Here is a 15842-nt window from a genome sequence, read left to right as displayed (position 1 = left end):
AAGCTTCCCGATGCCGATCGACTCTGTGCAGCATTCCATTCATATTCGACGCAAGAAGAATAAAGTGGTGCTTCACAATATTGCGCGGCTCTGGCACTTGGGCCATCAGGCTAAAAGCTATCAAGAACTACTAGATGGCTTGCATCCCTGGAATGGCCCAATCACTTTAAAATTTGAAAATAACCTGCCACTCGCCTTGGGTGGAATCAGTATTTTTTTAATCATGGGTGTGTTTATCGCACCTGAAAACATCTGGGTTCAAAGCTGTGTATTTTTAGGTTGCCTGCTGCTGTTCGGTGCCTATATCAGTTATGAACACCGTAAGCCGCTGGATGACGTCATCCGCTATCTGGAAGAGGTGGCGATTGCAAAAAAATATCAGCTGGCTTTTCAACAACAACCGCAGCATATTTCTATTGCGCTGAATCCCCTGCATTTCATCAGTCATTTAAAGCGCCAGTTTCCGGTCTTTAACCAGGTTTCCCTGAGGAATGATATACAGCGTTATGCCAGTACCGTCTGGGAAGATGAAGATGGTCAGCAGCATCAGGTGCTGCTCTTTCAATATCATTATGTGCATGAAGTCCAGGTACGGGACAAAGAAGGCCAGCCGATCAAACTGACCGAAGTACATAAAGATCTGTGGGGAGTATTTGTGTTTGACATTCAAACTCAGGGACTGGCAGTCACCACAGCCCGAAAGAAATTTTATTATCCTTTTACCTACCCTTGGCACAGTAGTGATATTCGCACCAACCAGAAATTGAGCTTTTATGGTAGTGACCCGCTGCAGATGGCCAAACTCTACACTCCAGGCTTTGTACTCAGACTGGCTGACTTTTTTGAACGGCGTCAGGGAGACTTAATGTTTCACCCGGAAAGTCGGCTGCTCTGCTACCTAGGACCCCACAATCTGTTTCAGGCATCGAGCAAACACGATAAAATTAACGATATTCCAGCATTGCGTGGGCATCTGAGAACGTTTAAATTAAGCGAACTAGAAAAGTTACAACACGACTTACTACAGTTTTTAAAATAATTATTTTAACTTTAAGGGGGAGCTACGCATGGGCTTTTTAATTTTTTGCCTGATCATGGTCGCTGCGATTGTCGCGATCATCAGGATCCGTAACAATATTGTCCGTCATCACAACTCGACCATTCGTGCCTGGGCCGATGTGGCCAGTTATGAACGCCAGAAAATTAAAATTCTGGATGGCCTGTACCCTCTGGTCGAACAGTATTCCAGCTTTGAAAAAGGTACTCTGGAAAAAGTGACCGAACTGCGCCAGAACATCATGAACCTGAACATGAAAGATGCCGATATTGCCCAGCTACAACGCATTGAAAGCCTGAATAAAGAACTGATGCGCAGCCTGAATGTGGTGATTGAAAATTATCCGGAACTCAAAGCCAATGAAATTTATCTGAAAATGATGAATGAAATTGAAGAACAGAATGAAAATGTCGGTGCTGCGATCACCATTTATAACCGCAATGTCGAGCTGTTTAATAATCAGATCCAGATTTTTCCGCACAATATGATCAATGACATGCTGCTGAGAAAAAAAGCGGTACGTCCTTTTCGCGACCAGAACGTCAGTCAAAATTTTGACTATCGTCCGAATTTTCATTAATTGTACCCTTCACTCAAGCATGTTTTCTCTGGCTGACGGCAAGCAGAAAAAGCCAGGAATTAAGGATATTTTATTTTTATTTGAAACTTCACTTTAATCATTTACAAATAAAATTACAGAGTTGAAACTCTGGAATGCTGGCGTTTCAGGCCGGAATCAAGGAAAATAGCGCCTTTTATTTATATTAACAATCAGCGAACTGTTTTTTCGCCTCGATGTGGAACTCCTATGAAGTTTGAAAAATTAGGTCAGTCGGGCCGTGCCCGTCGTGGTCGTTTAACGCTTGAACACGGTGTGGTGGAAACTCCCGTATTTATGCCAGTCGGTACTTATGGTACGGTCAAAGGTATGTTGCCACGTGATGTGGAAGGCATTAAAGCCCAGATTATTCTCGGCAATACCTTCCATCTGTATCTGCGTCCTGGCCTGGATGTCATTAAAGCGCATGGCGGCCTGCATGGTTTCATGAAATGGGACAAGCCGATTTTGACCGATTCTGGCGGTTTCCAGGTTTTTAGTCTAGGCGCAATGCGCAAGATTGAAGAGAAAGGCGTTACTTTCCGTTCTCCCATTGATGGTTCAAAAGTCTTTATTTCTCCTGAAATTTCAATGGAAATTCAACAGGTGCTGAATTCTGACATTGTGATGATTTTTGATGAATGTACCCCTTATCCTGCAACGCATGAAGAGGCACAAAAATCCTTGCAGCTGTCTTTACGCTGGGCCAAGCGCTGTAAAGAACATCATCACAATCACCTGAACAATACCAATGCCCTGTTCGGCATTATTCAGGGCGGCATGTATGAAGACCTGCGCGATGAATCCCTACAAGGCCTGTTAGAAATTGGTTTTGACGGTTATGCGATTGGCGGCCTGTCTGTCGGCGAACCGAAAGAAGAAATGATCAAGGTCCTGGATTATCTTCCGGTCAAAATGCCGGAAGACAAACCGCGTTACCTGATGGGTGTCGGCAAGCCCGAGGATATTGTGGAAGGCATTCGCCGTGGTGTCGATATGTTTGACTGTGTCATGCCAACCCGTAATGCACGTAATGGCCATTATTTTGTGACAGACGGTCTGGTACGAATTCGCAACAGTAAATATCGTCATGATCAAAGCCCGCTGGATCCACATTGCGACTGCTATACCTGTCAAAACTTTACCCGTTCTTATCTGTTCCATCTGGAAAAATGCGGAGAAATGCTAGGCTCTATGCTGGGCACCATCCATAACCTGCGTTATTACCAGCGTTTTACTGAAGATATCCGTAATGCGCTCGACCATGGAACTTTTGATGAATTTGTACAGGACTTTTATGCCCGTCGCGGCCTGGAAGTTCCACCTTGTCCACAAGATTAATCTTTCAGCATTTGCGCTGAAGAAAAAGACAAGGTAAATTGCAAGAATATGTCAATTTATTACCGAGTTGATCACCAGTTTTTTATTTTAGGAAAATGAAATGAGCCTTTTTATTTCGACTGCGCACGCTGCAGGTGGAGCCGCACAACAACCAAGTATGATGGCTAACATCCTGATGATTGCGGTTTTTATTGCAATCTTCTACTTTCTGATCTGGCGTCCACAGTCCAAACGTGCCAAAGAGCACCGCGCCTTGGTGGACAGCCTTGGAGTAGGCAGCGAAGTGGTATTCGCTGGCGGTTTAATGGGCAAGATCACCCAAATTGAAGGTGAATTTGCAGTAGTTGAATTAAGCCGTGGCGTAGAAGTTAAAGTTCAGCGTGCGAGTGTGATCTCAGTGCTGCCTGAAGGTACTTTAAATAACATTTAATCAAAAAACAGTCGTGCCACCCGCACGACTTTTTTCATTTTAAGAAGAAAACGAATGCGTTACCCAGCATGGAAATATGTACTGATCCTGGTTGTCTTGGTGATCAGTACCTTATATGCCCTGCCAAGTTTGTATCCAGATGAACCTGCTGTACAGATTTCGGGTGCCAAAGCCGGTACTCAAATTGACGCAGGCATCATACAAAAAGCAGAGCAGATTTTAAGCACTGAAAATATTGCAACTCATGACAATAGCTTTAGTAACAATGCCGCCCTCTTACGCGTAGATTCAAGTGAAACCCAGCTCAAAGCCAAAGAAGCATTGCGCCGTGGTTTGGGTGATGAATATGTGGTGGCCTTGAACCTGGCCCCGACCACCCCAGAATGGCTACAAAAAATTGGTGCCAAGCCAATGAAGCTCGGCCTGGACTTGCGTGGTGGTGTACACTTCCTGCTTGAAGTGGATATGGACAAAGCCATTGCCCAGCGGATGGAAACTTCAGCCGCTGACCTGCGTCGTCAACTGCGTGACAATAACCTGAAATTCAACAGCCTTTCTTTGAGCAACAATACCATTGTGGTGCAGTTTGCCAACAATGATGACCGTTCTGCGGTCATGGATTTCTTGCGTCGCAATGGGAATGAGTTTAACCCGCAAGCTGTAGCCACCGACTCAGGTTCAACTTTACGTTTGAACTATACAGACACGCGTAAGCAGGAAATTGAGTCGTATGCTGTTAACCAGAACTTAACCACCTTACGTAACCGTATTAATGAGCTCGGTGTAGCAGAAGCATTGGTACAAACCCAAGGCAGCAACCGTATTGTGGTCGAGCTTCCAGGTGTACAGGATACGGCTGAGGCCAAACGTGTTCTGGGTCGTACTGCGAATCTGGAATTCCGTCTGGTGTCTGATCTGAATGATCAGTCAATCGACCCATATACCGGCCAATTAAATGGCACTCCGCCGCCAGGAACCGAAGCTTTTGCTTATGAATCGCTGGACAGTGGGCGTCAGTTATTGCTGAATCGTAACCGTATTTTGACCGGTGAGCGTGTGCAGAATGCCTCAAGCGGTTTTAGCCAGGACACTGGTGGTGCTGAGGTCAATATTACCTTGGACAGCGCGGGTGGCAAGCTGATGGCCGATGCAACCCGTAATGCAGTCGGCAAGCGCATGGCGGTACTGTTCATTGAAAATAAACAGCGCATCAGTTATGTCGAAGACCCTGCAACTGGTACCCAGACTGAGGTACGTACGCCATATACCGAATCTGTGGTAATTAATGCCGCCACCATTCAGGCCGTACTGGGTTCACAGTTCCGTATTACCGGTCTGGATTCACCACAAGAAGCAGCTGAACTGGCCTTGATGTTACGTGCTGGTGCTTTGGCTGCGCCCATGTATTTTGTTGAAGAACGTGTGATTGGTCCAAGTCTTGGTCAGGAAAACATCGACAAAGGCGTATTATCTACGCAGATCGGTTTCATTCTGGTCGCAATCTGGATGGTGGTGTTCTTCCGTCTGTTTGGTGTGATTGCCAACTTTGCCCTAATCTTTAACCTGGCTATGATCCTTACGGTCATGTCCTGGATTGGTGCGTCTCTTACCCTGCCGGGTATTGCGGGTATCGTGATTACCATTGGTATGGCGGTCGATGCCAACGTCCTGATCTGTGAACGGATACGGGAAGAACTTAAATGGGGGGCCTCGCCCAAACAGGCGATTGTGGCTGGTTATGACCGGGCCTATAACACCATTTTCGACTCGAACCTCACCACCTTCCTGGTGGCATTTATCCTGTTCGCGATTGGTACCGGTCCGATCAAAGGCTTTGCCGTGACTCTGATGATCGGTATTGTCTGCTCGATGTTTACCGCCATTACGGTAACCCGTGCCATTGTTCAGCTGATCTATGGCAAAAAACGTAACTTGAAAAAGTTGAGCATTTAAGGAGATCACTGATGACTGAAAATACTCAACTGAATCAAAAACAGTACGGTCGCCCGGAAGACGAACGCATTATCCCGTTTATGAAGATTGCACTGCCTGCGGCAGTATTTTCAATCATTCTGACGGTAGCCAGTATCTTCTTTATTGTGACCAAAGGTTTAAATCTGGGTCTGGACTTTACCGGCGGTATAGCAGCTGAACTGAACTATACCAATCCTGTAAAACCGACAGAGGTATCCAAAGCACTGGCTCAGGCGGGCTTTAATGATGCAGTGGTGCAGACCCTAGGGTCTGAACGTGACCTGATGGTACGTATGCCGGTGCAGGAAGATATTGAAGCGGAAGACCTGACCAAAGCCATCACCTCTGCCGTGCAATTGCCAAATAATGCAGCAGAAGTGCCGAAGGTCGATGTGGTCGGCGGACAGGTTGGTAACGAGCTGTATGTGCGTTCCGGCGGTGCAGTTGCCCTTGCGCTCCTGCTGATGCTGGTTTATGTCACCATCCGCTTTGAGTTCAAGCTGGCGATGGGTGCCGTCCTGTCCCTGTTCCATGACATCATCGTGACCATTGGTATTTTTGCGATGATGCAATGGCCATTTGACCTGACTGTTCTGGCAGCGCTTCTTGCGATTATTGGTTTCTCACTGAACGATAACATCGTAGTGTCGGACCGTATCCGTGAAAACTTCCGCAAAATTCGCGGTGCCGAACCGCTCGAGATCATCAACATTGCCCTGACTGAAACCTTGCGCCGTACCATCCACACCTCCATGACCCTATTACTGGTGGTCGTGGCCATGATGGTCATGGGGGGTGAAGGTCTGAAATGGTTCTCGATTGCAATGTTTATCGGGGTCTTTGTCGGTACCTATTCATCGATCTATATCGGGACAGCTTTTGCGCTATGGCGTGGTCTGAATCGTCAGGACTTTATTGTACAAGTCAAACCTGAATTCGAAGACGAGGATCAGCTGCCATAAGCGGTCTTTTCACCTAATCAGTGTTCAGCCCATCTTCGGATGGGCTGATTTATTTTCAATTCACACCTATCTCTCTGGCCGGTAGAATGGCCACCACCCTATGCATCATTTCAATATCGGATTTTTTAAAACTGACCGTCCGGCTAGCATCCAGACTTTGAAACTGCAAACTGTTTTCTGTTTCAGCAATTAATTCCACCATGAGCTGTAGAGCATTGTTCAGATATAAACAGATCATGTCCTGAGGCTGGACTTGCTGTCCTGGATCACAGACCACCCAGTAACCGGGCTTTAAAGCGGGAAAATAATGCTGATCATTAACCTGAATTGCATAGTAATCAGACGCAGATAAGATTATAGGTACTTTTCTGATAGCACCCAGCAAAGGACTTAAACGAAAAGCCTGCTGCTCAACAGTGTGCATTTGAAATAGAGCACACGATACTTGGGCGGGGGACAACTCAGTCTGCGACTCTAGGGCTTGATCCAGTAACAGGGTTTCCAGCCCCAGCTGCCGTTCTAGCTCCCGCGCGGCTTTGTCTCCTATCTGGCGTTTGCTATTCAGTAATTGGGTAATATAAGACGCTGAGAGACCAAAATGCTCACAAGTGTCTTTGCCATTTTTAAAGCGCTGGCTGTCAATCAGATGCTCAATGAGCTTGGCCAGATTATGACGTCTGCGCTCAAATATTTCCGTCACACTCATATTTTTAGCTGGTTTTTTATTCTGAACAGACACCTTACAACAAAAAAGCCCGCAATTGAATTGCGGGCTTTTAAAGTATTCGATCAGAAATTAATTGCCTTGTACCAGACGGCGTGCACTGATAATTCCCGGTTGCTGCTCAAGACGGGCCAGCAGTTTGGACAGTTGCGCCAGGCCTTTTACTTCAATCAGCAATTTCATATTGGCAATACCATCGGACTCCGAGATCGTATTGACCTGCCGGATATTAATCTGATCCGAGAAAATGACCTGGGTCAGGTCTTTCAAAAGACCCCGGCGATCATAGGCTTCCACCACAATCTGTACACTTTGCCCCCGGGTTGGCTGCATTTCCCAGTCCGCTTCTACTGCACGTTCCGGTTCCTGATTAATCATGCGCACATAGTCCGGACAAGCCACCTTATGAATGCTTACCCCACGGTTCAAGGTAATATAACCCGCAATAGACTCACCATGCACCGGTTGACAGCACTGCGCAATATGCAGTTCTACATTATCCAGACCATCGATCAGAATCCCATGCGCTGAAAGCGTGTGACTGGCTCGTGGATTTAAAGCCGGCTTCAGCACCAGTTCAGGCTCATCCTGATCCAGATGCATATGACGGTTCACCTGATTGATCAGGGCATGCAGGCTAATATCGCCATTTACGATGCCAATCAGAATATCATCACCATTTTTTACATTAAAATGGTTACAATAATCACTCAAATCAATGGATTTTGGATGAATCGCCAGACGTGAAAGTTCTTTATTCAGTACATCACGGCCCACTTCCAGATTCTTGCTACGATCCTGCTGGCGGAACCAGTGACGCAATTTATCCCGCGCACGTGCTGTCCGGATATAGCCCAGTGAATTCACCAGCCAGTCCCGGTTCGGCTCACGGTCTTTCTTGGTCAGAATTTCAACCTGCTCACCGGTTTTTAAGGTATAGGTCAGCGGCACATAACGCTGATTGACCCGCGCAGCATAACATTTGTTCCCGACTTCAGTATGCACATGGTAGGCGAAATCCAGCACTGTCGAGCCACGTGGCAGCTCCTTAATATCCCCATCACGACTAAATACATAGATTTTTTCAAAACCTTCAAATTCTTGAATATGCTCAAAATTTTCAGTTTCATCATCTGTTTTATAGGCACTGGCCTCATTGCGTTCCTGATAATGCTCCAGCACAGCACGCAAGGAATGCAAACGATGGTTAAAGGAATGATCGGTATTTTTTGAGCCTTCCTTATAGTTAAAGTGTGAACAGACCCCCAATTCTGCCTCTTCATGCATCTGATAGGTACGGATCTGCACTTCGAGCGATTTGTTTTCGGCTATTACCGCCGTATGCAAGGAACGGTAACCGTTCGCTTTAGGGTTAGTAATATAGTCATCGAACTGGTGTGGAATATGTCGCCAGATCTGATGAACAATCCCTAAGGTGTGGTAGCATTCCGGCACATTTTTTACCAGAACCCGTAACGCACGAATATCATAAAGCTGGTCGAAGCTCAGGTTTTTGCTTTTCATTTTTCGATAAATCGAATAAATGTGTTTTACCCGGCCACTGATTTCAGCGTCGATATTATACTCACTCAGTTCAGTACGCAGCTTATCAATAACAAACTGAATATACTGCTCACGCTCCAAACGTTTTTCATTCAATAAAGAAGCGATTTCTTTATAGCGTTCAGGCGCCAGATAACGGAAGGCTAGATCTTCCAGCTCCCACTTCAACTGGGCAATGCCCAAACGGTGGGCAAGTGGTGAGTAAATGGTCAAAATTTCCCGGGCTACCCGTTCCTGACGCTCACGCGAAGAATTAGTCAATTCACGTAAGGCATAGGTACGCTCGGCAAGCTTGATCAAGACCACCCGCACATCTTCGGTGACCGAAATCAGCATCTTGTAAATACCGGTCAGATGCTCACGCTGGTTATTATTAAAATGGTCTTCCAGACGTTTATTCTTTTCAATCAGCTCGGATAATTTACCCATTGCGAGGGTGCCTTTGACCAGATTATGCACCTGTTCGCCAAACCTTTCCCGCACTTCTGCCAGCAGCATGACCCCTTCACGCACGGAACGATAGAGCATCGCAGCCGATAAGGTATCTTCATCCACATGCAGATGCGCCAGAATATCGGCCATTTCAATACCGGTATAGAAGGTATTAGACCGATGCTGAATCGTACTTTGCAGCTCATATTGTAATGTTAAATGAGCGACTTCCTCGAGCTGCGTTAAGGGTGCTCCATCTAATATGCCACGAACCCGCTCTAACCATTCGGTCAGATCTTGGTGTGCTTGTTCGGAATGTTCTACAGTCGTCTCCTGTGACAACTCATTGAGTCGCCCAGGCAGTTGTTCACGCACTGTGACCATACCCTTCTCCTACTTTTAGATACATCATCTCTTTAATCGTTTATTTAATTTTCTTTTTCGAACAAGGCGATCGATTCTACATGGCCGGTATGGGTAAACATATCCATTACTCCGGCCCGTTTCAGGCGATAACCCTGTTGTGTCAAAATTCCCGCATCTCTTGCCAGGGTTGCCGGATTACATGACACATAAACGATTCTTTTTGCGCCAAATTTAGGCACATACTGCATTACTTCTTCCGCTCCTGAGCGTGGTGGGTCGATTAATAATGCATCAAAACCCTGTTTTGCCCAAGCCTGCTGTGAAAAATCTTTGGTTAAATCTTGTGAATAAAACGAAATCTGTTCAATCCCATTTAATCTGGCATTTTCTCGACCACGTTGTACCATTTCTTCACTACCTTCCACGCCCACAACCCGACCTGAAGGCCCCACACAGCGTGACAAAGGTAAGGAAAAGTTTCCTAATCCACAAAATAGATCCAAAACCCTTTCGCCTTGCTGCAGTTGAAGCAAATCACATGCCAGATGCACCATCTGCGGGTTAATAGTCGAATTTACCTGGGTAAAGTCTGAAGGATTAAACCCGAATATTACGGCGAAGTCATCAAGACCATAGTGCAAGCGTGCAGCAGCTTGCGAGTCGTCCATCCGCTGCAGCGTATCCTTGCCCACAGGCTGCAAATACAGCTGCCAGCCTTTATCTAACGTAAATTGGCGCAATTGGTTGACATCTTCTGCTGACAGTTTTGCAGTTTCCCGAACCGTCAGCGCAATTTCTGCATCACCCATGGCTAATTCTATATGACCGATGTCGGCCTGACCATTTAGACTTTGGAGCAATTGTTTAAGAGCTGTAACCGAGCCGAACCCACGATCCAGAATCATGCAACGGTCAATTGAAGTCAGCCTGTTAGACTGGTTTTCACGAAATCCCACCACCAGTTGGCCTTTCTGTGCGATATAGCGCACACCAATCCGGGCTTTACGGCGATAGTCTTCCCGCTGGGAACGCAAAGGCATCAGCCATTGTTCCGGCTGGATGCCTGCAAAATGTGCCAGATGCGATTGCAATACATTCTGCTTCAGCTCAATCTGGGCATCGGGATGAATGTGTTGCATATTACAGCCACCACATATCCCAAAATGCGGACAGATGGGCTGGATACGTATGTCAGAAGGTGCACTCAGCAGTTCTATACTGTCGGCTTCTTCCAGCTTTTTGACTTCACGGCTAATACGGGCACGCACGGTTTCACCCGGCAGCGCATAGCGGATAAACACTTTCTTGCCGTGTTTTTCAGGCGGATGATCGGGATGGGTGCCATAGTGAGCTATGCCACGCCCTTCATGGGAAAGCGACTCAACCTGAAAAATATACTCGGATGGCTGTTGGAGACGGGGTCGAGCGCGATGTTTCATGAAAACTTAATCTGTGGAGAGTGGAAAATCAAAACGGGTAAATGCAGTCTGCTGCGCAGTTTCGCGCCAGCGGCTTAAAAAATCTGCATGCTGCGGCTGGGTCTGCAAATATTGAATGGTGCTTTGCAACAGATGCTGATAATCCGGCAATAACAGCTGCCCTTTTAGCAAGAGCCAGCGGATATATACCAGCCAGGTATTCAGGACATCGCCTTCACAATAACTGGTGATTTCAGTCCATTGCTGGTCGCGGACGTAATTCGGTATACGGTACACACCATCACCGCGCTTTCCCGGATAACCCAGCAAGTGCGCCACATCATCAAGTTTTTGAAAATGCCGCGCATGAAACATGGCCATGACATCCATCAAATCGACATGGCGCTGATGGTAACGATTCTGGTAGTTATTATAACGCTTTTGTGTGTCAATTTCGCCCTGGTCGAACAGGCTGGGGGCTGAAAGGCCATGATACATGGCACGGTATAAAATTACCGGTAAATCAAACTGTGAGCCGTTCCAGCTCACCAGGGTCGGATGACGCTTGTCAAAAATAGACAGAAATTTTTTTAAAATCTCTGCTTCGCTGTCCTGTTCCTGACTAAAAGAAAACAGGCGCATGCCCTGCTCATCCATCCATAAACCGGAAATACAGACAATCTCATGCAGAGGCAAACGCTGAAAATCCGAACCAGATTCCTGACGGCGTAATTTGGTCAGGGCCTGCTCGAGGTCTGCCTCGGGCAGATCCAGACCAAACAGATGAGCGCCTGATTTAAGATCGGTTTGGGTTTCAATATCGAAAGTTAAAACAGGCAAGCGCATAAACGATTTCTCAACAATTATTCGGGATCTTCTACAGAGAACAGGCCGGTAGACAGATAACGGTCACCCCGGTCACAGATGATACAGACAATCACAGCGTCTGGATGCTCTTCGGCCAACTGAATGGAGGCCCAAACAGCTCCGCCTGATGAGGTGCCGGCACTAATACCTTCTTTTTGGGCCAGTTTACGCATGGTTCTTTCAGCTTCAATCTGCGGAATATCCATAATACGATCAATCCGGCTACGGTCAAAAATCGTTGGCAGATATTCTTCCGGCCAGCGACGAATGCCGGCAATGCTTGAGCCATCCGAAGGCTGCAAGCCTACAATCTGAATTTCCGGGTTCATTTCTTTCAGGTACTTGGACACCCCCATGATTGTGCCAGTCGTTCCCATGGAACTCACAAAATGGGTAATCTTGCCACCCGTCTGCTGCCAGATTTCCGGACCTGTGGTCAGGTAATGTGCTTCGACATTATCCGGATTACCAAACTGGTTCAGAACCAGCCCCTTACCTTCCGCCTGCATTTGCAAGGCCAGATCGCGCGCGCCTTCCATGCCCTGCTCTTTGCTTACTTCAATCAGCTCGGCCCCATAAGCACGCATGGCATCCTTACGTTCCTGACTCATGTTATTCGGCATGATCAGCTTCATGTTGTAGCCGCGCATGGCAGACACCATCGCCAATGCAATTCCCGTATTTCCGCTGGTTGCCTCAATCAAGGTATCACCAGGCTGGATCTGCCCGCGTTTTTCTGCCTGCATGATCATATTGTAAGCCGGACGGTCCTTCACTGAACCTGCCGGATTATTGCCCTCGAGCTTGGCCAATACAGTCGCTTGAGTATGACTTGCCAGACGCTGCAAACGCACCAGTGGCGTTTTACCCACATAATGGTCTAACAAAAATTCATCGGCTTGGAAATCGGGGTATGTATTACTCATTATTTGCACCTATATCGATGTGCGACTATTGTATGAAAAAATACTTTTCCCTGCATCCATTTCCCCTTTCTTTTTCCTTCCTACGGCTTGCAAACTGCTCCGCTTTATCAAAAATGGATTCAAAAACAGGTTTTTTCAAAAGAGTAGGTCAAATCTATGCTATTTAAAGAAAATGGCATCCAGTTATATCTTTGCATTTTTATCTGAGCAAATGTGCAGGATAGCTCTTTTATAAACCCGATGATCAGTATTTCACGGCGGCTACCTGAATAAAAATAATGCTTAAATTTTAACTGTCAATTTAAAGCATGCTAATATGCCCGACATAAGGAAAATACTGCTTAAATCATGTCAAGTATCAATAAAAAGATGTTTAAACGCCTGCACTTAAATCACGCTTATGGACAGCTGATTGCACTGATTTTTGTGCCGATTACCATCTTGGCCTGTGTAGGTGCCATTCTGGTGATTACTGAAACCTCGAATGCGGCACGCGCCCAGCAAAAGCAGATGGCGATTGCGATTATGACGCGTTTTCAGTCTACGGCAGAATATTCACTTGATATTTTAAGCCTGTATCCTTGGCAATATGATCAGGCGCACAGTGCCATGCAGCATATGCTGAATGAAAAGCATTTGGTACGCGCAGCAATTCTGGATGAAAATGGCCGAAACCGTCTGGGAATTGGCTTTCAGGAACAGGCACCCTGGCCGGAATTCAATCAAGCGGCCAGTTTTATCGGCCCCATTCTTTATAAAAACAATCATATTTATGCGGTCAAGGTCAATGAAAATAGCTTTAATTCCGGCTGGCTGGCCATTGAGCTGGATAATCAGCCTCTGGAAATCGCCCGTTACCGGGTATTAATCGTACTGATTGCCACTGGTTTACTGACCTTATTACTTCTGCTGTTATGTCTGAATTTCTATTCGCGTCGCTGGATTGCGCCGATGTATGAAATTCGCATGCAGTTGCAACGCCTGAACGTCGATACGCTGGACCAACACATGGTTATTAACAGTACCGGCGAGCTGCGCCTGTTGCAACGCGATATTGCCAATGTGGTTAAACGTCTGCATTTTAGTTTTCTGGAGTTACGCGAACATACCGAACAGACCGAAGATGACCTGCGCCGTACCTTAGACACTTTAGAAGTGCAAAACATTACCTATCGTCAGGCACGCGATCAGGCCATTTCTGCCAACCAGGCCAAATCGGTATTTTTGGCCAATATTTCACATGAACTGCGCACGCCACTGAACAGTATTGACGGTTTTATCCATTTATTGCTGCGTCAGGGCAACCTGAGCAATGAACAAAGCCTGTACCTGCAAACCATTCGCAAGTCTTCAGCCCATCTTCTGGCCCTGATTAATGATGTGCTGGATTTTTCCAAGATTGATGCCGGTAAACTGGAGCTGGAAACCGCACCTTTTGATCTGGAAGAAGCTATTTTTGATGTGATGGATATGCTCTCGCCGCTGGCTGCGCAAAAGCATATCGATATGGCCTTCTACTATGCCGACAATGTACCCAAACATGTGATTGGCGATGCGCTACGTTTCAAACAGATTCTAACCAACCTGATCTCCAATGCCATCAAGTTCACCCCCGACGGGGAAATCATTGTCCGGGTACGTCTGGAACATGAGGACCTGGAGCACTGTGTCTTGCACTTTAGCGTACAGGACAGCGGTATTGGCCTGAGTGGTACCGACCGCAAGAGACTGTTTGAATCCTTCTCGCAAGGCGATACCTCTGTCACCCGTCAGTTCGGTGGAACCGGTCTGGGTCTGGCTATTTCCAAGCAATTAGTGAGCCTGATGCATGGCCAGATTGGCTTTGAAGATAATCAGGAACGCGCCCCGACCGAAAAAGGCTCAACTTTCTGGTTTACGGCACAATTACTGCTGGATGAAGAACATGTAATTGAACATCCAGATTTCAGTGAACTGACGGTGGTGTCCTATCTGGCGCATCCGGCAACCGCCAATGTACTGCGGCATTATCTAGAAAACTATAAAGTGGCACACAGTGAATGTGCCTCTATTCTGGATCTGTTCAGTCGCCTGAATCATTTACATAGCACCGACAATACCTGGCTCATTGTTGATCATGGCGGCGATGGTCAGGCCTTGCTCAGAGAAATCCGTACCCGTTATCAGGGTCATCTGGCAATGTATGGCTATCAGATGCAGCTTGATCCGAACATGCTGAATGAACATCGCGCTCGTGCCCTGCATCAGCCACTCAGCCGTACGGCCCTGATTCAACTCCTGAGCAACCAGCAAAGTTTTGAAGAAGAGCAGTATGAAAGCTTCAACGGACAGGGGTTGCATGTACTGGCTGTGGATGACCATCTACCGAACCTGATTGTCCTGGAAGCCTTATTGGGCGAACTGAATGTCCGTACAACCAAAGCCATTAGCGGGCAAGAAGCCCTGCATATTATCCAGAGCCGTCATGAACAGGGACTCAGCCCTTTTGATCTGGTGTTTATGGATATCCAGATGCCGGTGATGTCAGGCATTGATACCACGCGTGCGATTCGCTCACTGGAATCTACGTTTGACCCCCAGCCTCAGCAACGCTTGCCGATTATTGCCCTGACCGCCCATGCACTTTCCGATGAAAAGCATAAACTGCTGCAAAATGGGATGGATGATTATGTAACCAAGCCAATCCAGATTGAGCAGATTGTACAGATCCTGACCCAATGGACCACAGAAAGCTTTAAAAAGCCGCCAGTGCCCGAACGTATCAATGTCATTGAAGCCCTAGATCCTAATATTCTGGACTGGCAACAAAGCCTGCAACTGGCAGCCAACAAAGAGGATCTGGCTATTGATCTGCTCGGCATGCTGGTCGACAGCTTTGAAAATGAACTGACTGAAATTGAGCAACTGATCGAGCTGGAGGATTTTCCTCAGCTTGAACATGTCCTGCACCGTCTCTATGGCGCAACTCGTTATGTCGGTACGCCAAGCCTGCAAACGATCACAGGCGAGTTTGAGCAGTTTGTTTCGACCTTGCGTAAAGAGCGCCGTAAAGCAGATGAGAGTTTTGTACAGCAGGTACTGAAATATCTGGATGAGCTAAAAACCGTCATTGAGCAGGTCCAACAGGCAGCCCGGCAAATCCTGTACAAATCCGATCATTAAATCTGTTTTTAGTCCGGGATAG

General features: G+C 46.8%; 12 protein-coding genes. 7 read left to right on the top strand and 5 right to left on the bottom strand.

Annotated elements, in window-relative coordinates:
- Positions 1-10 precede the first annotated feature (10 nt).
- From NI467_RS01265 to secF, 6 genes are all read left to right on the top strand, one after another.
- Positions 11-1039, top strand: coding sequence for a hypothetical protein (locus NI467_RS01265; protein WP_253150483.1), 1029 nt, complete (start codon positions 11-13; stop codon positions 1037-1039).
- 28 nt (positions 1040-1067) lie between these two features.
- Positions 1068-1637, top strand: coding sequence for a LemA family protein (locus NI467_RS01260; protein ID WP_253150481.1), 570 nt, complete (start codon positions 1068-1070; stop codon positions 1635-1637).
- Between the two features lie 228 nt (positions 1638-1865).
- Positions 1866-2996: a tRNA guanosine(34) transglycosylase Tgt gene (gene tgt / locus NI467_RS01255; RefSeq protein WP_151203681.1), complete on the top strand. Its 1131-nt coding sequence runs from the start codon at positions 1866-1868 to the stop codon at positions 2994-2996.
- Positions 2997-3096: 100 nt separating this feature from the next.
- Positions 3097-3426: a preprotein translocase subunit YajC gene (gene yajC, locus NI467_RS01250; RefSeq protein ID WP_253150479.1), complete on the top strand. Its 330-nt coding sequence runs from the start codon at positions 3097-3099 to the stop codon at positions 3424-3426.
- A 54-nt stretch (positions 3427-3480) separates the two neighbouring features.
- A complete protein-coding gene (gene secD, locus NI467_RS01245; RefSeq protein ID WP_151203685.1) occupies positions 3481-5379 on the top strand; it encodes a protein translocase subunit SecD in 1899 nt (632 codons plus the stop codon).
- 8 nt (positions 5380-5387) lie between these two features.
- Positions 5388-6362: a protein translocase subunit SecF gene (gene secF / locus NI467_RS01240; RefSeq protein ID WP_171480677.1), complete on the top strand. Its 975-nt coding sequence runs from the start codon at positions 5388-5390 to the stop codon at positions 6360-6362.
- Positions 6363-6417: 55 nt separating this feature from the next.
- Here secF and NI467_RS01235 read toward each other — a convergent pair whose 3' ends face one another.
- The 5 genes from NI467_RS01235 to cysM form a co-directional block, all read right to left on the bottom strand.
- Positions 6418-7068, bottom strand: a complete 651-nt coding sequence (locus NI467_RS01235; protein WP_253150477.1) for a hypothetical protein — start codon at positions 7066-7068, stop codon at positions 6418-6420.
- A gap of 90 nt (positions 7069-7158) precedes the next feature.
- Complete coding sequence (locus NI467_RS01230) at positions 7159-9465, bottom strand: bifunctional (p)ppGpp synthetase/guanosine-3',5'-bis(diphosphate) 3'-pyrophosphohydrolase (protein WP_253150475.1); 2307 nt, start codon at positions 9463-9465, stop codon at positions 7159-7161.
- 44 nt (positions 9466-9509) lie between these two features.
- Complete coding sequence (gene rlmD / locus NI467_RS01225) at positions 9510-10886, bottom strand: 23S rRNA (uracil(1939)-C(5))-methyltransferase RlmD (protein ID WP_253150473.1); 1377 nt, start codon at positions 10884-10886, stop codon at positions 9510-9512.
- A gap of 6 nt (positions 10887-10892) precedes the next feature.
- Positions 10893-11711 carry a 3'-5' exonuclease gene (locus tag NI467_RS01220; protein ID WP_151205266.1) on the bottom strand — a complete coding sequence of 273 codons (819 nt, stop codon included), beginning with the start codon at positions 11709-11711 and terminating at the stop codon, positions 10893-10895.
- Between the two features lie 17 nt (positions 11712-11728).
- Positions 11729-12658 carry a cysteine synthase CysM gene (gene cysM / locus NI467_RS01215; RefSeq protein ID WP_253150464.1) on the bottom strand — a complete coding sequence of 310 codons (930 nt, stop codon included), beginning with the start codon at positions 12656-12658 and terminating at the stop codon, positions 11729-11731.
- Between the two features lie 348 nt (positions 12659-13006).
- On the opposite strand from cysM, the gene NI467_RS01210 reads away from it, so the two are divergent.
- Entirely contained in the window at positions 13007-15820 is a 2814-nt protein-coding gene (locus NI467_RS01210; RefSeq protein WP_253150462.1) for an ATP-binding protein, read from the top strand.
- Positions 15821-15842 lie beyond the last annotated feature (22 nt).

It is taken from the genome of Acinetobacter sp. S4397-1, from assembly GCF_024129285.1.
GTDB lineage: Bacteria > Pseudomonadota > Gammaproteobacteria > Pseudomonadales > Moraxellaceae > Acinetobacter > Acinetobacter lwoffii_C.
This window is presented reverse-complemented; position numbering and strand designations above follow the sequence as displayed.

Coding starts and splice junctions, on each gene's coding strand:
- rlmD (WP_253150473.1), bottom strand. CDS start 10,886: ATGAAACATCGCGCTCGACCCCGTCTCCAACAGCCATCCGAGTATATT.
- yajC (WP_253150479.1), top strand. CDS start 3,097: ATGAGCCTTTTTATTTCGACTGCGCACGCTGCAGGTGGAGCCGCACAA.
- secD (WP_151203685.1), top strand. CDS start 3,481: ATGCGTTACCCAGCATGGAAATATGTACTGATCCTGGTTGTCTTGGTG.
- NI467_RS01235 (WP_253150477.1), bottom strand. CDS start 7,068: ATGAGTGTGACGGAAATATTTGAGCGCAGACGTCATAATCTGGCCAAG.
- NI467_RS01265 (WP_253150483.1), top strand. CDS start 11: ATGCCGATCGACTCTGTGCAGCATTCCATTCATATTCGACGCAAGAAG.
- NI467_RS01230 (WP_253150475.1), bottom strand. CDS start 9,465: ATGGTCACAGTGCGTGAACAACTGCCTGGGCGACTCAATGAGTTGTCA.
- NI467_RS01220 (WP_151205266.1), bottom strand. CDS start 11,711: ATGCGCTTGCCTGTTTTAACTTTCGATATTGAAACCCAAACCGATCTT.
- NI467_RS01260 (WP_253150481.1), top strand. CDS start 1,068: ATGGGCTTTTTAATTTTTTGCCTGATCATGGTCGCTGCGATTGTCGCG.
- cysM (WP_253150464.1), bottom strand. CDS start 12,658: ATGAGTAATACATACCCCGATTTCCAAGCCGATGAATTTTTGTTAGAC.
- tgt (WP_151203681.1), top strand. CDS start 1,866: ATGAAGTTTGAAAAATTAGGTCAGTCGGGCCGTGCCCGTCGTGGTCGT.
- NI467_RS01210 (WP_253150462.1), top strand. CDS start 13,007: ATGTCAAGTATCAATAAAAAGATGTTTAAACGCCTGCACTTAAATCAC.